Annotated in this window: 23 protein-coding genes and 2 pseudogenes; 6 read left to right on the top strand and 19 right to left on the bottom strand. The window is 69.9% G+C overall.

Translation table 11 applies throughout. The features are described from left to right. Positions 1–10: 10 nt before the first annotated feature. Positions 11–787, top strand: a complete 777-nt coding sequence (locus ACSYGN_RS06660) for a CDP-alcohol phosphatidyltransferase family protein (RefSeq protein WP_460392824.1) — start codon at positions 11–13, stop codon at positions 785–787. A gap of 130 nt (positions 788–917) precedes the next feature. Here ACSYGN_RS06660 and ACSYGN_RS06665 read toward each other — a convergent pair whose 3' ends face one another. Both ACSYGN_RS06665 and ACSYGN_RS06670 read right to left on the bottom strand, forming a co-directional pair. After that, positions 918–1,655, bottom strand: coding sequence for a YcnI family protein (locus ACSYGN_RS06665; RefSeq protein WP_460403266.1), 738 nt, complete (start codon positions 1,653–1,655; stop codon positions 918–920). A 45-nt stretch (positions 1,656–1,700) separates the two neighbouring features. Further along, the gene (locus ACSYGN_RS06670; protein WP_460392826.1) at positions 1,701–2,327 is read right to left on the bottom strand and encodes a hypothetical protein; all 627 of its coding nucleotides are present in this window, start codon (positions 2,325–2,327) and stop codon (positions 1,701–1,703) included. Positions 2,328–2,544: 217 nt separating this feature from the next. Between ACSYGN_RS06670 and ACSYGN_RS06675 the strand changes: the two genes are divergently transcribed. Continuing rightward, positions 2,545–2,937 (top strand): SCO5389 family protein, encoded by a 393-nt coding sequence (locus ACSYGN_RS06675; RefSeq protein ID WP_460392828.1) that lies wholly within the window; start codon positions 2,545–2,547, stop codon positions 2,935–2,937. 73 nt (positions 2,938–3,010) lie between these two features. Here the strand turns inward: ACSYGN_RS06675 and ACSYGN_RS06680 are convergent, their stop codons facing one another. Next, a complete protein-coding gene (locus tag ACSYGN_RS06680) occupies positions 3,011–3,217 on the bottom strand; it encodes a hypothetical protein (RefSeq protein ID WP_460392830.1) in 207 nt (68 codons plus the stop codon). Positions 3,218–3,407: 190 nt separating this feature from the next. Here ACSYGN_RS06680 and ACSYGN_RS06685 point away from each other — a divergent pair, with 190 nt between their 5' ends. Beyond that, positions 3,408–3,869 (top strand): pyridoxamine 5'-phosphate oxidase family protein, encoded by a 462-nt coding sequence (locus ACSYGN_RS06685; protein WP_460392832.1) that lies wholly within the window; start codon positions 3,408–3,410, stop codon positions 3,867–3,869. Between the two features lie 45 nt (positions 3,870–3,914). On the opposite strand, the pseudogene ACSYGN_RS06690 reads toward ACSYGN_RS06685, so the two are convergent. The 6 genes and pseudogenes from ACSYGN_RS06690 to ACSYGN_RS06715 form a co-directional block, all read right to left on the bottom strand. Next, positions 3,915–4,427, bottom strand: a pseudogene (locus ACSYGN_RS06690) (HARBI1 family protein); the annotation flags it as partial. Positions 4,428–4,459: 32 nt separating this feature from the next. Beyond that, a pseudogene (locus ACSYGN_RS06695) lies at positions 4,460–4,699 on the bottom strand (RNA polymerase sigma factor); the annotation flags it as partial. Between the two features lie 413 nt (positions 4,700–5,112). Next, positions 5,113–5,307, bottom strand: a complete 195-nt coding sequence (locus ACSYGN_RS06700; protein WP_460392834.1) for a hypothetical protein — start codon at positions 5,305–5,307, stop codon at positions 5,113–5,115. Between the two features lie 11 nt (positions 5,308–5,318). Next, positions 5,319–5,825 carry a hypothetical protein gene (locus ACSYGN_RS06705; RefSeq protein WP_460392836.1) on the bottom strand — a complete coding sequence of 169 codons (507 nt, stop codon included), beginning with the start codon at positions 5,823–5,825 and terminating at the stop codon, positions 5,319–5,321. A gap of 144 nt (positions 5,826–5,969) precedes the next feature. Next, positions 5,970–6,251, bottom strand: coding sequence for a hypothetical protein (locus ACSYGN_RS06710; RefSeq protein ID WP_460392838.1), 282 nt, complete (start codon positions 6,249–6,251; stop codon positions 5,970–5,972). Between the two features lie 55 nt (positions 6,252–6,306). Beyond that, a complete protein-coding gene (locus ACSYGN_RS06715; RefSeq protein ID WP_460392840.1) occupies positions 6,307–7,290 on the bottom strand; it encodes a WD40 repeat domain-containing protein in 984 nt (327 codons plus the stop codon). A gap of 80 nt (positions 7,291–7,370) precedes the next feature. Here ACSYGN_RS06715 and ACSYGN_RS06720 point away from each other — a divergent pair, with 80 nt between their 5' ends. Further along, entirely contained in the window at positions 7,371–7,694 is a 324-nt protein-coding gene (locus tag ACSYGN_RS06720; protein WP_460392842.1) for a hypothetical protein, read from the top strand. 41 nt (positions 7,695–7,735) lie between these two features. Here ACSYGN_RS06720 and ACSYGN_RS06725 read toward each other — a convergent pair whose 3' ends face one another. Then, complete coding sequence (locus ACSYGN_RS06725; protein WP_460392845.1) at positions 7,736–8,089, bottom strand: DUF6247 family protein; 354 nt, start codon at positions 8,087–8,089, stop codon at positions 7,736–7,738. 153 nt (positions 8,090–8,242) lie between these two features. Here ACSYGN_RS06725 and ACSYGN_RS06730 point away from each other — a divergent pair, with 153 nt between their 5' ends. Continuing rightward, a complete protein-coding gene (locus ACSYGN_RS06730) occupies positions 8,243–9,049 on the top strand; it encodes a thioredoxin domain-containing protein (protein WP_460392847.1) in 807 nt (268 codons plus the stop codon). Between the two features lie 111 nt (positions 9,050–9,160). Further along, on the top strand, positions 9,161–9,913 hold the full coding sequence (locus ACSYGN_RS06735; RefSeq protein WP_460392848.1) for a YwiC-like family protein: 753 nt from the start codon (positions 9,161–9,163) through the stop codon (positions 9,911–9,913). Positions 9,914–10,082: 169 nt separating this feature from the next. Here ACSYGN_RS06735 and ACSYGN_RS06740 read toward each other — a convergent pair whose 3' ends face one another. From ACSYGN_RS06740 to ACSYGN_RS06780, 9 genes are all read right to left on the bottom strand, one after another. Then, a complete protein-coding gene (locus ACSYGN_RS06740) occupies positions 10,083–11,447 on the bottom strand; it encodes a GH1 family beta-glucosidase (RefSeq protein WP_460392849.1) in 1,365 nt (454 codons plus the stop codon). 77 nt (positions 11,448–11,524) lie between these two features. Then, positions 11,525–12,364: a carbohydrate ABC transporter permease gene (locus tag ACSYGN_RS06745; RefSeq protein WP_460403268.1), complete on the bottom strand. Its 840-nt coding sequence runs from the start codon at positions 12,362–12,364 to the stop codon at positions 11,525–11,527. Between the two features lie 52 nt (positions 12,365–12,416). After that, entirely contained in the window at positions 12,417–13,409 is a 993-nt protein-coding gene (locus ACSYGN_RS06750) for a carbohydrate ABC transporter permease (RefSeq protein ID WP_460392852.1), read from the bottom strand. Positions 13,410–13,465: 56 nt separating this feature from the next. Continuing rightward, positions 13,466–14,782: an ABC transporter substrate-binding protein gene (locus ACSYGN_RS06755; protein WP_460392854.1), complete on the bottom strand. Its 1,317-nt coding sequence runs from the start codon at positions 14,780–14,782 to the stop codon at positions 13,466–13,468. Between the two features lie 439 nt (positions 14,783–15,221). Next, on the bottom strand, positions 15,222–15,782 hold the full coding sequence (locus tag ACSYGN_RS06760; protein ID WP_460392856.1) for a hypothetical protein: 561 nt from the start codon (positions 15,780–15,782) through the stop codon (positions 15,222–15,224). A gap of 81 nt (positions 15,783–15,863) precedes the next feature. Then, complete coding sequence (gene fusA, locus ACSYGN_RS06765) at positions 15,864–17,984, bottom strand: elongation factor G (protein ID WP_460392858.1); 2,121 nt, start codon at positions 17,982–17,984, stop codon at positions 15,864–15,866. Positions 17,985–18,133: 149 nt separating this feature from the next. Then, positions 18,134–18,259, bottom strand: coding sequence for a hypothetical protein (locus ACSYGN_RS06770; RefSeq protein WP_460392860.1), 126 nt, complete (start codon positions 18,257–18,259; stop codon positions 18,134–18,136). Positions 18,260–18,436: 177 nt separating this feature from the next. Further along, positions 18,437–19,333, bottom strand: a complete 897-nt coding sequence (locus ACSYGN_RS06775) for an NlpC/P60 family protein (protein ID WP_460392862.1) — start codon at positions 19,331–19,333, stop codon at positions 18,437–18,439. 152 nt (positions 19,334–19,485) lie between these two features. Next, positions 19,486–23,466 (bottom strand): nSTAND1 domain-containing NTPase, encoded by a 3,981-nt coding sequence (locus tag ACSYGN_RS06780; RefSeq protein WP_460403270.1) that lies wholly within the window; start codon positions 23,464–23,466, stop codon positions 19,486–19,488. Positions 23,467–23,498: the final 32 nt, after the last annotated feature.

Here is a 23,498-nt window from a genome sequence, read left to right on the forward strand (position 1 = left end):
AGGACGTGCGGTGGCCCTGAACAACACTTACGACGCAAGGCTGGTCCAGCAGGAGACCGCGGTGGGAGCGGGCGTGCAGATCCTGTTGCTGGCCCTGCTCGGCACGGCGATCGGCATGGGGCCGTGGGGCTGGCTGACCGGTCTCGCCTTTGCCATCGCCACCTGGGCGGTCCTGTCCCGCGCGCTGCACCGCACCCGCCCGCGCTCCTTCGGGCCCGCCAACCGGGTGACACTCGGCCGGGCGATCCTGGTGGGCGGGGTAACGGCGCTGGTCGCAGACTCGTTCGAGAGCTCACCGCCGGTGACCCTGCTGGTCGGGCTGACGGCGGTGGCCCTCATACTCGACGGCGTGGACGGCAAGGTCGCCCGCCGCACCGGCACCTCGACCGCGCTGGGCGCCCGCTTCGACATGGAGGTCGACGCGTTTCTGATCCTGGTGCTGAGCGTGTACGTGTCCATGCAACTCGGACTGTGGGTACTGCTGATCGGCAGCATGCGCTACGCCTTCGTGGCGGCGGCAAGGGTGTTGCCGTGGCTGAACGCGGCGCTGCCGCCCAGCACCGCCCGCAAGACGGTGGCCGCACTGCAGGGCATCTGTTTGCTCCTCGCCGGCGCGAACCTCCTGCCGTTCGCGGCCAACCTGGGCGTGGTGCTGCTGGCGCTGGGCTCGCTGGTGTGGTCGTTCGGGCGGGATGTGGTGTGGCTGTGGCGGAGGTCGCGGGGGACGGCGGAGACGGTCGTGCCTGCGGCGGCGGAGGAGGATGTGCGGGAGCTGGTGGCGGGGTAGCCACACCGGTTCTCTTCTCGCTCGTGCTCTCGCTCGTGGTCCGAGGGCCCGGATCGGCAGCCGAAGTTGTGGCGCTGATCCGGGCCCTCGGTGTTGGTGCGTGTCGGTCTGTCGGAGATCGACGCTCCGGCTACGACCGTGCCGTGCGCCCCCGGAGAATGGCGAACGCTGCGGCAGCGAGGCCGAGCACACCCACACCGAGCCCGGCGGCACCGAGCCCGCGGGCGGTGCTGTCGTCGGCCTCGTCACCGGTCGCGGAACTCTTGGCGGCGGACTGGGAGTCGGCGGAGGCGGCCGGGGCTTCGGCACCACTGGCGGCCTCGCTCCCCTTGGCGGTGAGGGTGAGGACGGGTGCCGGATTCTCCGGCTCGTCGGCACCTTCGGCGGGCTGCTCGATCCAGCGGGCGACCTTGCCGTCGGAGTAGGTCTGGAGAGTCTTGAAGACCAACTGACCGGTGTCGTCCGGAAGTTGTCCGAACGCGACGTCGAAGTCCTCGTAGTGCCCGGCACCGATCTTTCCACCGGTCCAGGTGATCTCGGAGACGGCCTCGGTGATGGTGCCGTCGTCGGTCTTGACCGGGGTCTTGAGCTTGGTGGTGGTCACCTTGGCGGTCCAGCCGTCACGGGGCGACACGAGAACGCCGAGGACGGGGTGGTCGGTCGGGAGAAAGACCTGGACCTTGGTGGTACCGGCACTGTCCTCGTTGGGCACACGGAAGGTGAGCAGCCCGTCGGTGGCGCCCTTGGCGTAGCTCTCGGGGTGCACGGTGACATGCGCGGAGGCGACACCGGCGGCCGCGAGGACTGCGGCGGCGGCGAGAGCGGTGACGGCACCGGCGCGGCGCAGGGTGGTGCGGGTCTTGGGCAGGATGGACATGGGTGAGTGGGTCTCCGTACGGAAGTGTGAGTCGGGTCAGTTGGTGTACGGAACCCACCGCGGCGGCCCACGCCGGAGCACCGCGTGCCGCAACAGCGCCTGCCGCAGCGGAACGAGCCGCACGACGGCACACATCGCACTTCCGGGAGCCGGGGGAAGCGCAACGGAAGCGACCACCAACCGCCACACACCACTGACCGAAGGCACCCGCTCGACGGCGCACCGCAAGATCCCCCACACGGCGGCCTCACCGCGCCGCAGCCACCAGGAAGCGACGAGGGCGGCGAGGAGATGAGCGGCGGCAACGGGCGTGCACATCTCGTGCACGTGCCCGACGGCCTCGCCGATGAACGACGAGGAACCCATGGCGTGACGGCTCATGCCCCCGCCGACCGCATCCGGGGCAGCGGACGGCCCGGCCGCCTCGAAGAGAACATGCAGGACCCCCTGGGTCCCGAGCATGACGGCACCGATCCCCGTCAACGACCGCTCCCGCGCACCGAGCACCCAAGCGGTACCGAACACACCGGGGAACCCGGCGCCGTCGACCCACACGGGCGGGGCGACACCGGTACCGAGCCGGTGCCCGGCGACGGCCAGCAGCACGCACACCGCGGCGAACACCGCGGCGCGCAGGCTCCGTACCGCCGGCGACGCACTCATGGCGAGCGATCCTCCCACGCACGACAGATACGCATGAGGCCGCGTCAAGGTTCACGACGTGGACAGCTACCTCGTCTGGAGCAACGGGACTTGACAACGATCACCACTCACCCCAAACCTAACGACATGACATTCATTTTCAAAACGCCACCTCAACCACCCCCAACCCCCTGACCTCTTGCCTCTCACCTCTCACCGTCGCGAAAGGAAGATCCCCATGTCCCTCGACATCTCCCCCGCCCTGCTCGCCGAGGCCGAGGCCGGCGTGGTCCGCGAGACGGACTTCGTGGACACCGTCCGCACGTCACTCCCGTACGCCTACGATCTGATCGCGTCCTTGGCGGCCGAACTCAAGTCGGGCACAGCCGAGTTCGCCGACAACGAGACCCCGCCCCCGTCGGAACAGGAACGAGGCCAACTCCTGCGCACCTTGGCGAGCGACGCCATCCGAGGCTCCCTGGAACGCCACTTCGACATCACCTTGGCCTTCCAGAACTGCCACCGAGTGGCAGCGTTCCACCCCAACACCAGGGGCACGAAGACCCACACCCGCTTCACGTCCCTACGCGCCCAGGTCCTGAACCAGTCCCCGGAACTGCGGGACTGCTGAGGCGCCCACCAGCCCTTCGTGCAAGTGGGGCCCGACGTCACGTGCATGCGTGTCGCCGGGCCCCACCGGTCGCTCAACGTCCGGAGGCCATCCGCACGAAGCCGTCCCATGCCCCGGCCCCGAAGGCCAACTGTGCCACCGCGAACTCCGCCCGGTCCAGCCCCGCCCGGATCCGCAACAGCTTCAACTGTCGCCCGAACGCGAGCACCACGCCACCCGGAGCCTCCCGGCGCCCCCGCCTGCCCGTCTCCTCGGCTTCCTGTTCTGCTTCTGCCACCATGCTCACCTCTCCCACCTGACGTCACGTATACGGTCCGATCACGCTACGAAACATGACGCGACCGTCTGTCGCGTTTCGACGTAGAGCAACCCGTCCGAGTGACCGTCTTGCAGTCCGGGTTCATCGGTCGCTGGGAGTAGGTCCTGCGCCTCAGGCGCGCTTCGCGCCTGCTTGGCTAGGGTCGGTCCTCATGGAGACCACGGGAATCGCTCGTCGCCGGACGGCGGAGCGTATGCGCGACGCTCTGGAGCGACTCGCTACCGAGCGGGACGTATGGGTGTCGACGGCTCACCCTGATCACGGGCCGTACCAGGTGCCGCTGTGGTTCTTGTGGGATGGGCGAGCAATGTGGATGTGCACCAGCGCCGCTTCCGTGACTGCGCGAAACGTCCGCGAAGAGCCGCGCGTGCGCTTGTCGCTACCGGACACCTTCGACGTGGTACTTCTCCAGGGTGAGGCGGAGTGCTTCCCGGATCAGGAGGTGCCCGGAGGCGCAGCGGAGGCGTTCGCCGACAAGTTCGGGTGGGATCCACGCGTGGAAGAGGGTTCCTTTCTGTATGTACGCGTGGTCCCGAGGACTGTGCGCGCTTGGCGTGGCGAGCCGGAACTACGCGGAAGAGTCATCATGCGCGACGGGATGTGGCTGGGATAACGGCCGTCCCTCACCGACATGCCTCTCTCGGATCACTGAGCTGTTTCAGAGTTGCCGCTCCAGGGTGAGGACCGCAGCCGCGATTGACGACATTCGATTTGGGCTGCAGCGAGCGTGATGGAAGATCCGCCAGGACTTCAGGCGGGCCACGCCTCGCTCGACCGGTGCCCGTGTTGCCGACAGCGCGCGGTTGACGGTGCGCTGGGTCGGTGACAGGTCACGACCGGGTGGGCGTCTGACCGGTGTCGTTACCCAGCGGCCGGCTCCAAGGTAGGCGCGGTCGGCGAGGACCGGGACACCCTGGCGTTCGCAGATCCGGATGATCCGGTGGGTGCGGGCCGCGGTCAGGTCGTGGGTCCGGCCTGGCAGGGCGGGTGAAAACCACAGAACCCGGCCGGCTGGGTCGGTCACGACCTGGACGTTCACCCCGTGGCGTCGGTGCTTGGCGGAGTAGTCGGCCCGGCCATCGCCCAGGCGGTCGCATGCGGCGAGGGTGCCGTCGAGCGGGACGAAGTCCGGGTCGACCTCCCGTAGGACCTTGAGCAGGTCGGGTGCCCTTGCCGGTGCAGCTCGGTCAGCCGGGTCGTCGCGCGGTGGTGATTGCTCAGCAGATTACGAGCGGTGACGAACAGCCAGCCGGAGCTGATCTCCCCGCCGTTGAGCACCTGCTCCCACGCGATCCGGAAGACCTCCGCCGTCAGCTCCTCCGCCGCACCCCGGTCGCCGACCCGCCGGTACAGGAAGGCGGACACCCGTGGGTGGTCGCGGACATACAGGTCCGTGAACCGTGTGGCGCGTTCACGGTCGGTCGCGGTCTGAATGGTCTCCACACCCCATACATGTCATGAGCCCGGCACTTCCTTACGCCCACCGACACCGTCTCCGCACCAGCCTGTCTCCGAACCGACTCGGCTTCCTCGTCCGTGCGGGTCCTTCCCGCCTGCGGCTTGACGGCCTTCCTCAAGAACGCCAGGAAGTTCGCGCCGTTCCGGCGAGACTTGCACTCACCCCGCGCTTCTCCGGTCGTGACATCCAGTGCGGCAAACAGGTTCGTGATGCCATGGCATAGGCGTCGTAGGCCGTCTTCACCGTACGCACCCGGTCGTACGGGGTGATGCGGGTGCGGGTGCGGCTGTGGGTGCGGGCGCTGATGGGCCCGCCGGCCGGTACCGACGTCACTCTGTGCGCGTCCGACCGTTTTGAGCACCCCGTAATAGTCGCTGTAGGGGAGTTCACGCACTCGTCAGTGATGCTGGTCGTTCTTGAGAACCTTGTAGTAGTTGCCGGACCCCAGATCGAACCGGAGTACCATGCCGTACTTCTCTCGGAGGCCGGAGACCGTCCCGGACGCCGGCTCACGCAGGAACCGCTGCACCGGTGGATCGTTCTTGGTGATGAGAGGTTCCTCGATCAGGCGCTTGGGGTCACGGTCACGCACCGGATCCCACATCAGTGTGTCGCCCCAAGCGAAGACGTTGCTCGGATCCAGCGCCCCGGGGCGTTCGGGTTCGGCCCCTGGCTCCGGTAGTAGGCGAGCAGTCGCCTGCCCGTGGCGTCGTGGTTGAACGGTATCTGCGGATCGCTTTCGCCCGCGGTCAGGATGCTGTCGATGACATCGCCCATGTGGTGTGGGTCAGCGCCGTAGTAAGCGGTCACACGCATCGAGCACTTGATCTTGTAGGTGTCGCTTCCGTCCTGGAAGAATGGCTGCTTGCGCAGACCCGTCTGGCAAGCGTCCCGTACCACGAGCAGTCCGAGGCTCAGGCGGGTGTGGTCGGCGTAGGCTCGCACGACCTTCCGGAGCTTTTGCTCCGCCTGCTGTCGGGCCTCGACCGCCTGTCGGCTGCCGGCCAGTGCGCGGGCGTCCTTCGGGCTGACGGCGCGGTTGCCGGAAGAACACGCGGTCATCGCGAGCAGCACAAGGACAGCAAGGCCACCCGTGGCCGTGCTTTTCATCGGGCCTCTCATCGCTGGGTTGTTCCGACCGGGTTTTGCCAGGGCCACTGTTCACCAGGCCGAACGGTCAGGTCATGAGTACCGGTACTCAGACAGGTCCGGGGCAGCCCCTGCGGACTGCCCCGGAACGATCAGACGCGATCGTTACAGGCTCATGCCGGACAGCGTCCGCTCCAGCGCGTTCCCGTACAGTCGGGCGCCTCCGATCTTCGGATGGAACCACTGGGCCGACAGACCATAGTCCCTGAGCCACAGCCAGTCGTTGCTCGGGTTGTCGGACTTCACTAGGGTCTTGACGATGCCGTGCACCTGCTCCGGGTCACCGCACACGCCCTTGCCCGCGAAGTCACTCTTCGGGTCGGAGAACCACACGTTCACGCCCTGCGTCTTCACGTCGTCGGCCGCGCCCTGCATCGCCGTCGCCAACGTGCCGAGGAGGCATACCGCTGGCCGCGCTGACGACGAAGAGTGCGGGCACCCATCAATCGTGTCCGGCGCGGAGAGAATACAAGCGGACGATGAAGTCACCCTGAGCCGTGCACGTCACCACGAGGGCCGTCCCGTCCGGTCGGCTGAGGACGCTCATGGTCGTACCGCGGAGAGAGAGTTCGATGGGCTCGCAGGTCTCCGGGTCCCACGCACGGACAACGTCGTCGGCCCCCGCGGCGAACAACACCGTCGTGTCTCCCATGTCAGCGACTTCGAGGTCATACAGGTCGGTATGAGCTTCAATGGACGGCCCTGCCTGGTCACCGGTCGCGGCGTCCCACACCTTCAGAACCCCGTCCGCATCGCAGGAGACGAACGGCGTCTTCTCGGCATGCGGCAGCGCCCGCAGGCTACGGATCTGGGAATCGTGCCCCAGGATCGGATCACCTGCCTGGGACCCGTCCGTTATGTCCCAACGCCAGATCCGACCAATCTCGTCTCCCGAGACGACCAAGCCACTGCCGCCGGGAGACGGCACGAAGCCCACGGCCAGTATGATGTTGCCACCTTCCCGAGTCATCGGTGACATCCCCAGCAACTCGCCGTCGGCCGCGTCCCACCGATACACCCTGCCTTCGTGCCCCGCGCCCAGAAGGACGGGGCGACCATCCGGCAGCAGCCCCGCGGCAACGTCCCAGATCGTCCAGTCCTCCCAGGTCATCTCCGGGCGACGGCACCCTGTCATTGCGTCCCACCACTCGATGCCGTCCTCGGTGGGAATGGCCATGCAAAGCCCGCCGTCAGGGAGCCGCACCAGAGCTTGTCCGTTGATACCGGGCATGCCTTCGGTGTCACACCAGACGGGCGCACCGGCGCGGATGTCCCAACGAGTGACGTTCTCCCCGTCCGCCGTCGATGAGAACAGGAGAGGCCCACCGTCCAGCCCCTCGGCAACCACACACCTCACAACGTGGTTGAACCCCGAGGAGAACCGCGCGATCTCTCGCGAAGACCCGAACCGCACCATTCGTCTCATCGTGCCTGTCCCTCCTTGGTGCATGTGCCGTCCCACCCGCGCCTCGCGATACGGCAGATCAGCCGGATACCGTGGCCCCGGTGAGCATCCCAGCACAGCTGCTTCTCGACCTCACACGTCAACTTCTGGATCCCGAACCGGCGATCCGCGAGCGCGGGGCTGACGTCGTCACCGGCATGATCCGCTCGTACTCGGCGGCCGAGGTCAACATGCTGGCGACGCTGCTGTCCCTGTGCGCCTGTCGCGAGCAGCACAGGGACACACTCGAAGCGCAGCTGCACGCCCTGTTCGAGCTGGGTTCCTCCGGCTTCCTCCAGCCGGAGGCATTGTCCCGACTGCGCGAGATCGACGTCCATGGACTCCCCAATGATCTGCGGGCGTACGTGGCGGACCTGCTCGAGTAGGCAGGATCGACAACTTGGGCGACGGGATGGACTGGGCGCGGTCACAGCCCTGCCTCCGCCGCTGCTTCCTCATGGATCTTCCTGATCGCCGCGACGGTGTCCACCGGATCGTCCACCCCGGCACTCACCACCTCTTCCAGATGCCGCAGCCGTGCGGCCCGTGAGGGATAACGCTGAATGGCGACGAACGCACCCCATGTGTGGACGAAGGTATGCAGCGGCGCCAGCGACTCAGCCTGCTGAGCGTTCGTCGTCGCGTCGATGAGGTCACGGACGAACCCCTGCATACGGCTCGGCGTCAGTCGCTCCACAGCCGCGCTCAGGGCATCGGGGGTGAGGGCGGGCATGGGGATGAGCGGCTCCGTGGCCTGCGGCTCAGCGTGCGGTGCTGTCACTCGTGCTCCCCGTTCAGTCGTCGACATTCGTTGCCCTCCCGAACGTCCCCCGACCCCCGGGACCCGGGGCCGTCCCCTGCGGGACCCACGTCCCTGGCGGTGAGTCCGCTAGGGACGTACCGGCGGGGGGCCGGCGTTCGTACCGTTCGGCTCATGAGCAGCAATCAACGTACTTCTCTCGCCGAGTTGCGCGACGGCGAGAAGCGGGTGGAGGCGGTCAAGCGGCGGGCTCTTGTGTTCGGTGCCGTCAGCACCGCCATCGCCCTCGCCGCCGGTGTCGGGATCGGGTATGCCGTGCACGGGGACGGCGGTTCCGATGAGACCGTGGCCGCCGCGGCCGCGGCCGACGCGCCGCTTGTCGTGCCCGCGCACTCCACCGGGTCCAACGGGACCGTCGTCGTGTACGGGCGGGCCGACGCGCCGACCACCGTGCAGGTCTTCGAGGACATGCGCTGCCCGTACTGCGGCCTCTTCGAGAAGAACCTCGGCAAGTCGCTCACCACCATGGCCGACTCCGGCAAGGTGAAGATCGAGTTCCATCTGGCCGCCTTCCTCGACAAGCGGCTCGGCGGCAACGGGTCCATGACCGCCCTCGCCGCTCTCGGTGCCGCGCTCAACGAGGGCGGCGCGGCGAAGTTCAAGGCGTACCACGACGTCCTCTACGCGGCGCAGCCCAAGGAGGAGACGGACGACACCTTCGCCAGCACCGCCACCCTCCTCGACCTGGCCGCCAAGGTGCCGGGGCTGCGCTCCCCCTCCTTCAACCAGGCCGTCAAGGAGGTCACCTACCTCCCCTGGGCGAAGAAGGTCAACGAGGCCTTCTACAAGACCACCGATGTCACCGGCACACCGACCCTGAAGATCAACGGCAAGAAGGTCGAGGTGCTGACCGCCTCCGGGGACACCGTGAGTGAGCAGCAGTTCACCAAGAATGTCGAGGCGGCCATAGCGGCCAAGTGATCGCGTCGTTGGTCCCCTGCGGCCGGGACCAATGGCGGGCCCTCGCCTCACGCCCGAGTGGCACGATGAACGGGCCGGCGCCAGTACGGCCGAGAAGGATGGACAGCACCGATGACTTCGCGTGCCGTACGGCGCTGGCTACCGAACCAGCACGGCGCCTGGGCGATGCTCCTCGTGCCGTTCGCGGCGGGCACGATCCTCGGCGGGCCGACTGTCTGGCACGCGCCTCTGCTCATCGCCTGGATGTTCGGGTATCTCGCCGTCTTCCATGCGCAGCAGTGGCTGCGGCTGCGGCGTATCGCGCGTAATCCTCGGGCTGCGGGGCGGCATGTACGGCCGCTGGTCGTCTTCTCGCTCGGCCTGCTCCCGTTCGCTCTCCCTCTTGTCGTGCGCGCGCCCTGGCTGCTGCTCGCCGGTGCGTGCGCGGCGCCCTTCCTCGCGCTGAACTGCTGGTTCGCCTGGCGCAACCGTGAGCGGGACCTCGCCAATGGGCTCCTCGCCGTCGTGCCCGCCTGCGGGATGCTGCCCGTCGCCCTGCTGCTCGGTGACGGCGGCCAAGGGCTCGCGGACAGTTGGCGCCCGGCGCTCGCCTGCCTGCTCTATTTCGGCGGCACCGTTCTCTACGTCAAGACGATGATCCGGGAGCGGGGCAGCGCCGGGTACCGGTGGGCGTCCGGTGTCTGGCACGCCGTGGCCGTCGGGGTGGGGTTCGGGCTGCTGGGCGGCTGGGTCGGCGCGTTCTTCGCCCTCTGTCTCGGGCGGGCGGTCGCTGTTCCGGCACTGGGGCGCGTCCGGGTGGGGGTCGTGGGAGCCGTGGAGGTCGTGCTGTCCCTGGTGCTGCTGGGGGTCCTGGTCGTCGGCTAGGGCCCGAACGGGGGGTGTCGGCTGCGACGCCGGCCGTGATCGGCGGGCGCCGGTGTGCGGGGACGTGTGGGTGTCCGCACACCGGCGCCCGCGCCTCATGGCCGGGCTCAGTCAGCCATGGGGTGCATCAACACCATGGGGTGCATCAACTTCATGGGCTGCAGAGGGCTTACGCCGCCTTGCGGGCCCTGCCCCGGTGGGTGCGCACGATGTCCGCGTAGTGGTGGCCTGTCCCCTTGATACGGCGGGTCTGCGTGCGGTAGTCGACGTGGACCAGGCCGAAGCGCTTTTCGTAGCCGTACGCCCACTCGAAGTTGTCCAGCAGCGACCAGGCGAAGTAGCCCGCGAGCGGGGCGCCCTTGCGGGCGGCGGAGGCGCAGGCGGCCAGGTGGCTCACCAGGTACGCCTGGCGCTCGGGGTCGTCGACGGTGCCGTCGGGGCGTACGACGTCGGGGTAGGCCGAGCCGTTCTCGGTGACGTAGAGGCGCCGGGCGCCGTACTCGTGGGTGAGGCGCAGCAGGAGGGTCTCGATGCCGTCGGCGTCGATCTCCCAGTCCATGCCGGTGCGCGGGACACCGAGGCGGCGCACCTCGCGGGTGTAGGGGGCGGGGCCGTTCGGGTCGTCGGCGACGGTGGCCGGCATGTAGTAGTTGAGGCCCAGCCAGTCCAGCGGCGCCGCGATCGTCGCCAAGTCGCCGGGCTTTTCGGGGAGTTCGACGCCGTAGACGTCGCGCATGTCGGCCGGGAAGCCGCGGCCGTGGACCGGGTCGAGCCACCAGCGGTTGACATGGCCGTCGTGGCGGAGGGCCGCGGCCACGTCCTCGGGGTGTTCGGTGGCGGCGTGCACCGTGGAGAGGTTGTTGACGATGCCGATCTCGGCGTGGGGGGCGGCGGCGCGGATCGCCTGGGTGGCGAGGCCGTGGCCGAGGAGGAGGTGGTAGGAGGTGCGGACGGCCGCGGTCAGGTCGGTGAGGCCCGGGGCCATCTTGCCTTCCAGATGGCCGATCCACGACGAGCACAGCGGTTCGTTCAGGGTCGCCCATTGGGTGACGCGGTCGCCGAGACGGGCGGCCACGAGGGAGGCGTACGCGGCGAAGTGCTCGGCGGTCTCGCGCTCGGGCCAGCCGCCGCGGTCCTGGAGGACCTGGGGCAGGTCCCAGTGGTAGAGCGTGACGGACGGGGTGATGCCCGCCGCGAGCAGCGCGTCGATCAACTCGTCGTAGAAGGCGAGGCCCTTGGGGTTGGGCCGGCCGTCGCCGCCCGGCAGGACGCGTGGCCAGGCCACGGACAACCGGTAGGCGTTGACGCCGAGTTGCTTCATCAGGCCGATGTCCTCGCGCCAGCGGTGGTAGTGGTCGCAGGCGACGTCACCGTTGTCGTCGCCGGCGATCTTCCCGGGGGTGTGCGAGAAGGTGTCCCAGATCGACGGGGAGCGGCCGTCCTCGGCCACGGCACCCTCGATCTGGTACGCCGAGGTTGCCGTGCCCCACAGGAAATCATGCGGGAGGGCGGCGAGGTCGATGGCGTCGGACACGGAAGTCCCTTCGGAAGGAGAGGAGTACGGGTGGTGGGCAGGGCCCGGTGGTCGGGACCGGTTCCGGTCGGATCCGGTCACTTCACCGCGCCTGCCGTCAGACCCGCGACCAAGTAGCGCTGGAGCAGCAGGAATCCGGCGACCACGGGCACGCTGACGACCAGCGAGGCGGCCATGATCTGGTTCCAGTACACGTTGTTGAGGGTGGAGTAGCCCTGGAGGCCGACGGCGAGGGTGCGGGTGGTGTCGTTGGTCATGACGGAGGCGAACAGGACTTCGCCCCAGGCGGTCATGAAGGCGTACACGGCGACGGCGACGATGCCGGGTACGGCGGCCGGTACGACGATCCGGAACAGCGCGCCGAGCGGCCCGCAGCCGTCCACCAGGGCCGCTTCGTCCAGGTCCCGCGGGACCGAGTCGAAGTACCCGATGAGCATCCAGATCGAGAACGGCAGCGAGAAGGTCAGATACGTCAGGATCAGCCCGCCGCGCGAGCCGAACAGGGCGATGCCGGTGGCGTTGCCGATGTTGACGTAGAGGAGGAACAGCGGGAGGAGGAACAGGATGCCCGGGAACATCTGGGTGGACAGGACGGTGACCGTGAAGACGCGCTTGCCGCGGAAGTTGTAGCGGCTGACGGCGTAGGCGGCGAAGACCGCGATCACCACCGAGCACATGGTCGCGCTGCCCGCCACGATCAGGGAGTTGACGAAGTACTTGGCGAGCGGAATCGTCGACCAGATGTCGATGTACGGGCGGAAGGTGAGGTCGCTGGGCAGCCAGCGGAACTTGCCTGTGACGTCCGCCAGCGGCTTCAGCGAGCTGGAGATCATCACATAGACGGGTACCAGGACGAAGCCGACGAGCAGGGTGAGGAAGACGCGCCGGGTCCAGACGAAGGCCTTCGGCGGGGCCATCGGCGAGGCGGACGGCTTCGATGGGGAGGCCGGGGCGGCGGCCCGCGACACGCTAGACATCGGCGGCCTTCCTTCCACGGGAGGTGAAGATCAGGTACACGCCTGTGACGAGCAGCAGGAAGAGGAGCAGCAGGACGGACATCGCGGAGCCGGTGCCGAAGTTCCAGGTGACGAAGGACGCTTGGTAGATGTGCACGGAGATGAGGTCGGCTGCTTCCGGGGCGGCCCGGCCGAACAGGACGAAGGGGGTGTTGAAGTCGTTGAACGTCCACAGGAACAGCACCAGGACCAGCACCTGGTTGACCGGGCGCAGTGACGGCAGGGTGATGCGGCGGATCTGCTGCCACACCCCGGCGCCGTCGAGGGCGGCGGCTTCGTAGAGTTCCTTGGGGATGTTCTGGAGGCCCGCCATGACGATGAGGAAGGCGAACGGCCAGCCCTTCCACACCGATACGACGAGCAGCGCGTAGAAGCTGTTGTCGCCGATGAGCCAGAACGAGGGCTGGTCGGTGAGGTGCAGCTGGTCGTGCAGCACGTGGTTCACCAGGCCGTTGTCGTGCTGGAACATGAACACCCAGGTGATGACGGCCGCGTAGACGGGCAGCGCGTACGGCACCAGGAACAGGGCGCGCAGCAGGCCCCGGCCGCGGAACGCGTCCTGCATACAGATCGCGGCGGCGGTGCCGATCAGCCAGCACAGGCCGACGGACAGCAGGGTGAAGCCGACGGTGACGAAGAAGGAGTGGAGCAGGGCCTCGCCGACGGGTGCGTCGAAGTCCACCGACACGCGGTAGTTGCCGAGGCCGGACCAGGGCGCGGTGCCCCAGTCGCGGATGTAGAACTGGGTGAGTTCCTTGAAGCTCATCACGACGCCGATGACCATCGGCACGAGATGGACGAGCAGTTCGAGGATGAGGGCGGGCAGGAGCAGCAGATACGGCAGTGTGGCGCGGCCGACCCGCCCGGGGCGGCGCGTGCTGCGCGCCGCCCCGGGGGGAGTCCGGCCGGCCGACTGCTGATCGGCCGCGACGGTCGTCGTCGTCATCTCTGTCTGTTCTGTCTGTTGTGTCGGTTCGGACTGTTCCGTCTGGTCTGTCTGTGTCACTTCGCGGGCATCTGCTGCTGGGCCTTTGCGAGCTTCGCCTTCACCGCGGCGGTGGTGATCGCGCGGCCGGCGGCGGCGTCGGCGAACAGTTCCTTGACGGCCGTGCCGACCGCCGTCTCGAACTGCGACTCGTCGGAGACCTGCGGCAGGGCCGCGGCGCTCGTGGCGAGGGTGGTCTTCAGGACGGCGTTGGCCGGGGTGTTGAACGCGGCGTCCTCCTGCGCGGCCTTGACCGGCGGGATGGAGCTGTAGGCGGTGTTGAGGATCTTCTGCTCGTCGTCGCTCGTCATGAACTTCACGAACTTCGTGGCGCCGTCGACGTTGTGGGTGTCCTTGAAGACGGCGAGGTTGATGCCCGCGACCATCGAGTTGACCTGCGCGCCGGTGCCGGGGGTGCCGGACTGCACGGGCACCGGGGCGATGCCGTAGGCGTCCTCGCTCATGCCCTGCGACTTGAGATTGGCGGAGGCCGACTGCCACAGCAGCATCGCCGTCTTGCCCTTGGCGAAGTCGCTGACCGACTGGTTCTGGGCGTACTCGGCGTTGCCGGTCGGGATGGCCTTGTCCTTCGCCATCAGGTCGACGTACTGCTTGATCGCGGCGACCGCGCCGTCGGAGGTGAAGTTCGCCTTTCCGTCGGCGGTGAAGAAGTCGGCGCCGTGCTGCTTGCCGAAGACGAAGACGTGGTGGATGTTCTCCGAGAGGTTGGAGCCCTCGGCGCCCAGCACCTGCTTGCCCTTGGCATTGATCTTCTTGCCGTCGGCGACCAGTTCGTCCCAGGTGGCCGGGGCCTTGGAGATACCGGCGTCGGCGAAGATCTGCTTGTTGTAGTAGAGCGCGTAGGCCATCGAGTACAGCGGCACCGCGGCCGGGTCCTTGCCGGAGACACCGGTGGAGCCGAGGGCGGAGTCGACGAAACGGTCCTTGCCGCCGATCTTGGCGAAGTTGGCGTCGGTCCACGGCAGCAGTCCGCCGGTCGCCTGGAGAGAGGCGCTCCAGGTGTTGCCGATGTTGAGGACGTCGGGGCCCTGGCCGGAGGTGGTCGCGGTCAGGATCCGGTTGAGCAGGTCCGACCAGGGAACGACCTCAAGTTTCACCTTGATGCCGGTCTGCTTCTCGAACTTGGCGAGTTCGGGCGCGAGGACCTTCTTGTCCACGGCGATGCTGGCGCCCTGGTTGGAGGCCCAGTAGGTGAGCGTCTTCGGCGAGTCGCCGGACCCGCCGCCTGTCGACGAACCTCCTCCGCAGGCCGTGGCGGCGAGCGCGAGAGACAGGGTGACGGCACCTACGACGGCGACTCGGATGCTGCGCATGGCTCCTGGTGTCCCTTTCCGGGAGTCGGGAGAACCGGGAGGGTGGTGCGGGAGCGGCGCAACGACCCCCTGAGGGACCGCCTTGCGTTCGACTCCTGAAGCCATCCTCACGGCTTAATTTAGGACGTGAGTTAAACCCCCTTAGACGGGAACGTCAAGGGATCTGGCGGAATTGGACGGGGGAAGCCGGTGCTTGCGGGCGTGGCCGCCGGGTGCGAGGGCCGCATCCCGGGCATCTCGCCCGGGATGCGGCGGGTCGGCGCCCGCGCTTCAGCGTCTGCGGTTCACCGCTGTTCGTTCACCGCTGTTCGTTCACCGCTGTTCGTTCACCGCTGTTCGTTCACCGCTGTTCGTTCACCGCTGTTCCTTCACCGTCCGTGGTTCACCGTCTGTGGTTTGCCGCTGTTCCTTCACCGTCTGTGGTTCACCCGCCTTGGGCTCAATGCCAACAGGTCGCCTCGTTGTCGTCGTTGTTGCCGTCCGGCGTGCTGCCGATCGACACCTCGTAGGCGATTCCCTTGCCCACCTCGGGTGCGGGTGAGTAAGGACCGAGACGGAAGTCGACGTTGAGCAGCAGGTGGCGCCCCTTTTCGGTCCTGGTCCAACAGGCGCCCTCCACACTGGCTGCCAGCGCCCCGGGGGCCGGGTTGCGCTCGAATTCCCAGCCGGCTGCCGTGGCCGCTTTGGCGTAGTGGGCAATGACATCCTCCCGCTCGCCAGGGAAAGCGTAGAGGCGGTCGGCGTGCAGCCAGGGCTGCCCGGGGCTGTCGTCGTCGCATGCGGTGGCTATGCCAAGGTCACGGTAGTTGGGGGGTGCCGTGGCGCGGGCAGGCGCCGCGTCGAGCAACGGCTGTGCGGCAAGCCGCTTGAGTTCGGCTGCTGTGCCGTGGCAGCCGCTGTCGCCGCCTATGACGGAGCATGCGCCGAGGAAGGCGGCCGGAAGTAAGAGGGTCGCCGCCAGCCCGACGCGGGTGGCAGCGGACGATGGTGTGGGAAACAACGGTGCTCCTGTGTCGGGAACTGGTGGCCGGGCGCGGTTCCCCAGGGGGGAGACCGCGCCCGGCCGGTCGATCGAGCGACGTTACTCGGTCCCCTCCGGCACCCGGGCGTAGCCCGCCGGGCGGGAGGTGAAAGTGCCGCGGCCCTGGGTGCGGCTTCGCAACCGGGTTGCGTAGCCGAACAGTTCGGCCAGCGGCACCGTCGCCGTCAGCACCGCCGCGCCCGCCCGCACGACCGACCCGGTGACCCTGCCGCGCCGTGCGGCGAGGTCGCCGAGGACGGTGCCGAGCGCGTCCTCCGGCACGGTGACCGTGACCTCGGCGACCGGCTCCAGCAGGGCCATGCCGCTACGGCGCAGGGCCTCCCGGAGCGCCAGCCGCCCTGCCGTACGGAACGCCAGGTCGGAGGAGTCCTTCGGGTGCGTCGCACCGTCGGTCAGGGTGACCCGCAGCCCGGTCACCGGGTGACCGGCGAGCGGCCCGTCGGTCAGCGCGTCCCGGCAGCCCGCCTCGACGGCGCGGACGTACTCCCGTGGGACACGCCCGCCGACGACGGCGGACCGGAAGACGAAGCCGGTCGCCGCGCTGCCGCTGTCCCCGCCGTCGGTCTCCAGAGGCTCGACGTCCACCACGACGTGCGCGAACTGCCCCTGCCCGCCGTCCTGTTTGACGTGCCGGAACACCAGCCCGGAGACACCGCGCACGACGGTCTCCCGGTACGAGACCCGGGGCCTGCCGACGCCCACGACCAGACCGGTGTCCCGGCGGATCTTCTCCACCGCGACCTCCAGATGCAGTTCGCCCATGCCGGACAGCACCGTCTGCCCCGTCTCGGGGTCGGTCCGCACGACGAGTGACGGGTCCTCCTCGGTCAGCCGCGCCAGCGCCGCCGCCAGACGGTCGGTGTCGGTGCTCACCCGTGCCTCGACCGCCACCGAGACGACGGGCTCGGCAACTTGGGGCGCTTCGAGCACCAGCGGGGCATCGCGTGCGCACAGCGTCGAGCCCGGGCGGGCGGACTTGAGCCCGGCCACGGCGACGATGTCCCCGGCCTCCGCGCGGTCCAGCTCGGTGTGCCGGTCCGCCCTGACCCGCAGGATCCGCCCGATCCGCTCGGCGCGCCGTGCGACGGGGTCCCACACGGTGGCTCCCTTCTCGATCGTGCCCGAATAGATCCGGAGGAACGTCAGCCGGCCGGTGGCGGTCGCCGTCACCTTGAACGCCAGCGCGGCGAACGGCGCGTGGGGATCGGCGGGCCGCTGCTGCCCGTTGTCCCCGCCGTCCTCGCCATCCTTACCGCCGTCGGCTCCGTCGTACGTGCCGCGCACCGGAGGCACGTCCACCGGTGCGGGCAGGTAGGACACGACGGCGTCCAGCAGAGGCTCTATGCCACGGTTGCGGTAGGCGGAGCCGCACAGGACGACCACACCCTCGCCGGAGCGGGTGAGGTCGCGCAGGGAGGCCTCCAGCACCGGCGTCGACAGCTCCGAGCGGGCACAGAACTCCTCCAGCGCGGCCGAGTGCAGCTCGGCGACGGTCTCCTCCAGCACCCGGCGACGCCGCCGCGCCTCGTCGCGCAGTTCCTGCGGTACGGGGGCTTCGGAGAGCGCGCCGCCGTCGGGCCACACCAGCGCCCGCATCCGCACCAGGTCGACGACGCCCGTGAAGCCGTCCTCCGCACCGATCGGCAACTGCACCACGAGCGGCGCCGGGTGGAGCCGTCGTCGGATCGACTCGACGGCGGTGTCCAGATCGGCGCCCGCGCGGTCCAGCTTGTTCACGAACGCGATGCGCGGAACGCCGTACCGGTCGGCCTGCCGCCACACCGACTCGCTCTGCGGCTCCACCCCGGCCACGGCGTCGAACACCGCGATCCCACCGTCGAGCACCCGCAGCGAGCGTTCCACCTCGTCGGCGAAGTCGATATGGCCCGGTGTGTCGATCAGGTTGACGCGATGTCCGTTCCAGGTGCAACTGACCGCGGCGGCGAAGATGGTGATGCCGCGGTCGCGTTCCTGGGAGTCGAAGTCGGTGACGGTGGTGCCGTCGTGGACCTCGCCGCGTTTGTGGGTGGTGCCGGTGGCGTACAGGATCCGCTCGGTGACCGTGGTCTTGCCCGCGTCGACGTGGGCGAGGATGCCGAGGTTGCGGACATGGGTGAGGGGCGTGGTGAGGGTGCGGGTGCGGTTCGTGTCGTTGCGCACGGCCCGTGGCCTTTCGGGTGATCCGGGAAAGGGGCGGCGCGATTTCCCCGGACAGGCCGCACGGCACTCCGCTGCACGGCATTGCGCTGCACGACACCGCGCGGACCGGCCGGGCGGTCATCGTCCGGCGGGCCTACGGCATGCGCGTGTCAGCGGTGGTGTGTCCCGGGCATCCGGTACTCGCCGCGCAGCGGGCACCGGGGGGCCGGAGACACGAGGATCACCTCGTAGCGGGCACGGGAGCGGGGAGCGGCTGCGGCGGTGCGGTCACGCATGGCCGGGCTCCTCTCGCTCCACTCGTCACGGATGCGCGCCGCCCGGTGCGGGCGGCGCGCGGTTCGTGGCGAGTGTAGGGAAGCCCGGGCGGAGTCGGCACGGGATTTATGTCCGTGCCGACTCCGGTGCCGGTCAGCCTTGCCCGACTACTGCCGACCACAGATGCCGACCACTCGTCAGCTCGTGCACGTCGGAACGCCGTCCAGCCAGGCCGGCCCCTGGATGTAGATGTTGGTCATCCATGCCTTGTAGTCCGGCAGATAGGACCACGCGTCGTTGGTGTAGCCGTCGGAGGTGACGAGTTCGGCGTGCTTCTGGCACTTCACGCGGATGGTCGTCGGCCCCGGGAAGGCGTACACGCGGGCGGCGCTGGTGGACGGTGCCGCCTTGGTCCACACGCCGGTCCCCCAGGTCTGGAACACATGGCCGGTGATGGCGCCGGTGTTGACGCGCAGGGCGCCGAAGTAGTCGCCGCCGAGCCGGACATCACTGACCATCAGCTTGGTCCCGGACTGGCGGGCCTCCACCATCTTGCCCTGGCCGAGGTAGATGGCGATGTGGTGCAGGTTCTGCGAGGTGCCCCACGCCATCAGGTCGCCGGGGAGCAGCGGCCCGGTGCCCTGGGCCGCGGTGAAGCGCTCGGCGGCGCGGGGTGTGTAGTACTGGGTGCCGACGACGCCGTTGAGGATGTCGGAGCCGGTGGCCTGGGCGTAGGCGTAGCGGACGAGTCCGGAGCAGTCGAAGCCGAGCCGCTCGGGGTCGTGTTCGCTGGCCGGGTCGGTGGGGTCCACCTGGCCGTAGGTCGGTCCGGGCTGGGCACCGTGGCCGCCGCCCCAGGTGTACCAGACGCCCGCGTCGACCTGGGCGCAGGCGGCTGCGATGGCGCGTTCGGCCGCCGCGGAGGCGCCGGACGCGAGGACACCGCAGCCGCTGTCGGCCTCGGCCCGGGCGGATGGGGCGGCCGGGGCGGTCCTGACGGTTTGTGAGGCCGCGGCGGGCGGCGCCCAGAGGAGGAAGGCGAGCAGTCCGAGGAGTGGGCTGATGAGTGTGGTCCGCCGGATCGTACGGATCATGCGGGACCCCCGTTCGGTGTGTGCTGAAGTGGTCGCGACCAGCCTGCCGACGCCGCCCGCGCCGGTCGAGAATCCGCGGTGGACCCATCGCAACGAGCAACGGGCAACCCTTGGGAAACTGGCCCTGAGCAGTGGAAACAGCGCCCACGCCTTCACACCTGCGGACACGCCGACGAGGCCGACGACAGGGACGACACGTCCGGCAGCAGGGTCCTCAGCCGCGCCGGGTCGATGCCGCGGCGCAGCCGGCAGGTCGCCGCCAGCCGGTGCGCGGGGTCGAGGTCCCACAGCCGTACGGTGCCGTCGTTGCTGCTGCTGGCGAGCGTGCGGCCGTCCGGGGCGAAATCGACGCCCCACACCGCGTTGGTGTGCCCGGTGAGCGTGGCCCACGGCCGCCGCGCGGACACGACCCACAGCCGTACCGTACGGTCGCTGCCGCTGCTGGCGAGCATCCGCCCGTCGGGCGAGAAGGCGAGGCCGCGCACCGATCCGGCGTGCCCGGCAAGGGAGGCTTCGAGGCGCCGTCTGCCCACGTCCCACAGCCGTACGGTGCCGTCGTTGCCGCTGCTGGCGAGGGTCCGGCCGTCCGGGCTGAAGGCGACGCCCCGGACGGCGCCGGTGTGGCCGGTGAGGACGGCCAGCGTGTGATGGGTGGCGACGTCCCACAGTCGTATCGTCAGATCGTCGCCCGCGCTGGCGAGGATGCGGCCGTCGGGGCTGAACGCTACGTCGTCGACGGAGTCGGTGTGCCCGGTGAGCACGGCGAGCGGGCGGCGCGCCGGGACGTCCCAGAGCCGTACGGTGCGGTCGGCACCGGCCGAGGCGAGGGTACGTCCGTCGGGCGCGAACGCGACCGCGAACACGTCCCCGGTGTGGCCGGTGAGGGTGCCGGCGGGCCGGTGGGTGCGGACGTCCCAGAGCCGGATGCCGCCGTCGGACCCGGCGGAGGCGAGCAGCCGTCCGTCCGGCGCGAACGCGACCGAGGTGACGCTCTCGCGGTGCCCGGTGAAGGTGGCCACGACCCGGCGCCGGGCCACGTCCCACAGCCGTACCGTGTGATCGGCGTCCGCGGTGGCCAGCAGTCTGCCGTCGGGACTGTAGACGGCGCGGGAGACCTCGGTGAACGGACGGGCCGTCAGCGCGGGTCCCCTGAGGTCCCACAGCACGACGCTCTGGTCGAACCCGGCTGTGGCGAGCAGAGTGCCGGTGGGGTCGACGGCGACGGACAGGACGTAGTCGGTGTGCCCGGCGAGGGTGGCGGTGGGCCGCCCGGTGGCGACGTCCCACAACCGGGTGGTGCCGTCACCGCCCGCACTGACGACGGTGGTGCCGTCGGGTGTGTAGGCGACGGCGTTGACGTCGTCGCTGTGCCCGGTGAGCGTGGCGGTGGCGCGGCGGCCGGGGACGTCCCACAGCCGTACGGTCCGGTCGACGCCGCCGCTGGCCAGCCGCCGTCCGTCGGGGGCGAACGCGACGCCGAGCACCTCGTCGGTGTGCCCGCGCAGCACGGCGAGCGGCCGGGCGCGGTCGGTGCCACCGTCGGTACCCTCGGTCGCACCGGTGTCCCACAGCCGTACGGTGCGGTCGGCGCCGCCGGAGGCGAGGGTGCGGCCGTCGGGGGCGTAGGCGAGGGCGTCGACGCGTGCGGTGTGCCCGGTGAGGGTGGCGGCGAGGTGGGGGGTGGCACGGTCCGCGGTGTCCCAGAGCTGCACCGTGCCGTCCGCAGTGCCGACGGCGAGGGTGCCGCCACGGGGGTCGAAGGCGACGGCGCGGGCGGCGTCGGTGCGGGCGGGCAGGCGGGTGCGGTGACGGGGGGCGGCGGTGTCCCAGAGGAGGACGGGGCCGTCGGTGGAGGTCGCGGCGAGGGTGCGGCCGTCGGCGCTGAACGCCACGGCACGTACCCGTCCGGGGACGGTGACGACGGCGGTCGTACGGTGGTCCGCAGTGCGGCGCAGCCGTACGGTGCCGTCGGAACTGGCCGTCGCCAGCAGGCCGACGTGCCCCGGCGCGAAGGCGACGGCGTTGACGGGGCCGCGGTGGCCGCCGAGCCGGGCGGTGAAGGGCTGGGCCTGGGTGCTGAGCAGAGCGCCGCGGGCCTCTGCGGTGGGATCGGCGCGGTAGGCCTCCTCGGCGAGCAGCATCGACGCCTCGGGCCGGCCTCCGGCCAGGGAGGTGGAGCGCACGGCGAGGGCCTGGGAGCGGGCGACGCGTTCCTGGTGGAGGGCGCCCGTGCGCTGCTGGTAGGCGAGGGCACTGGCGGTGACGGCGAGACCGAGCAGCACGACGAGTGTGGCCAGCAGCAGCTGCCGTAAACGGATCTGACGGCTCACCTGGCGCTTCCGGGTCTCCTCCTCGGCCTGGCTGGCGTCCAGGAAGGCCGTCTCCAGCGGATCGAGTCGGCTGCGCCCGTCGAGCTCGTCGGCCCAAGTACGGACGGTCTCCAGGCGGTTGCCGCGGTAGAGGGCGGAGGGGTCGCGGTGCTCGCGGTCCCATTCGGCGGCGGCGTGGGCGAGTTGCTGGTGGGTGAGCAGTCCGGCCCGGTCGGCGTGGATCCAGTCGCGCAGCCGGGGCCAGGCGTGCAGCAGGGCTTCGTGGGTGATCTCGACGGTGTCGTGGTCGACGGTGATGAGGCGGGCGCGCACGAAGACGTCGAGGGCGGCGGAGACGCCGTTCGGGCCCGCGGTGGCGTCCGGGCCGCCGGTGCCTTCCGTACCCAACGACTGCGTACCCAGCGACTGCGTACCCGGCGACTGCGAGCCCGGCGCGCTGTCGATGAGGGCGGTGCGGCTGGCGCGGCGGCGGGTGGCGCCGGTGCCGTCGTCGGCGACATGCACGAGCCGGGACAGGACACGCCGGATGCTCTTCTGCTCGGCGGGGTAGAGCTGGGCGAAGGTGTCCTCGGCGGTGCGGGCGACGGCGCCGCGGATACCGCCGGTGCGCTCGTACCCGGCGACCGTGAGGGTGGCGTCGTCCCGCTGCTGCCAGGTGGCGAGCAGGGCGTGGGAGACGAGGGGCAGGGCGACGGACGGCGTCTCACCGCCGGTGCCCGAGCGCACCCCGGCATCGGTGAGGAGCAGCGGGACCAACCCGGGTTCGAGGGTGACGCCGGCGAGTTCGGCGGGGCGGGTGATGGACTCGCGCAGCCCGGTGACGGACATCGGGGGCAGGACGAACAGGCCGTCGGTGAACACGGGGGCGAGTTCGGCGAGTTCGAGACAGCGCCCGGTGAAGTCGGCGCGGACGCCGAGGACGACGACGGCGGAGTCGTAGCCGCTCTGCGGACCGGCGAGGGCGGTGAGCACCCGTACGAAGTCCCGGCGTTCGCCGTCCTCGGTGCAGAGGGTGAACAGTTCCTCGAACTGGTCGACGAGCAGCACCGGTCGTACGGGCGGTGGGGGCCGCTGTTCGGTGGGCCCGCGGGCACACCGGTCCCGTACGGCGGCGAGGAGCGACCGAGGACGGTCCGCGAGCTCCCGGGCTGTGATGTCGAGAGCGCTGCCGAGGACCTTGGCGGTGCGCTCCAGGAGTTCTTCGAGCGGGTGCGCGGTGGGCGTGAGGGACACCACCGGCCAGCGGTCGGCGCCGGGCATGGGGAAGCCGCCGGGCCGCGCCAGGGCGGGTACGAGACCGGCGTTGAGCAGGGACGACTTGCCCGCGCCGGAGGGCGCGACGAGCATCAGGGGCCCGCTGCTGACCCGTTCGAAGACCCGCTCGACGAGATCGGCGGTGGCCTGTTCCCGCCCGAAGAACCATCCGGCGTCCTGCGGGGTGAAGGCGGCGAGCCCCCGGTAGGGACAGGCGGCCTCACCACTGCCGCCGACATCGTTGCCGGACACCGCCGGCGGATCTTCCAGCAGCTCGAGCAGCGCGCCGTCGGCGCGCAGGACAAAGTCACAGCGGCGTGCGACATCGACCGTGGCCCGTTTCGCACCCGTCTCGATCTTGCTGAGGTAGCCCTTGCTGTAGTGCGTGTGCCGGGCGAGGTCGGCGAGCGACAGGCCGCGTTCCTGGCGCAGGCGTCTGAGCTGTGCGGGGAAGGCAGCCGTGGCAGCGGCGCCCGCCCGTCCGTCCTGGTCGTCACCCGGCCCGTCGGCAGGGCGTGCGGATTGCTGTTCCCCCAAGGCGTCCCCCATGGCATGGCGTGCCCACATCGTGAGACGGCGGA

Source organism: Streptomyces sp. YIM S03343 (genome assembly GCF_054729195.1).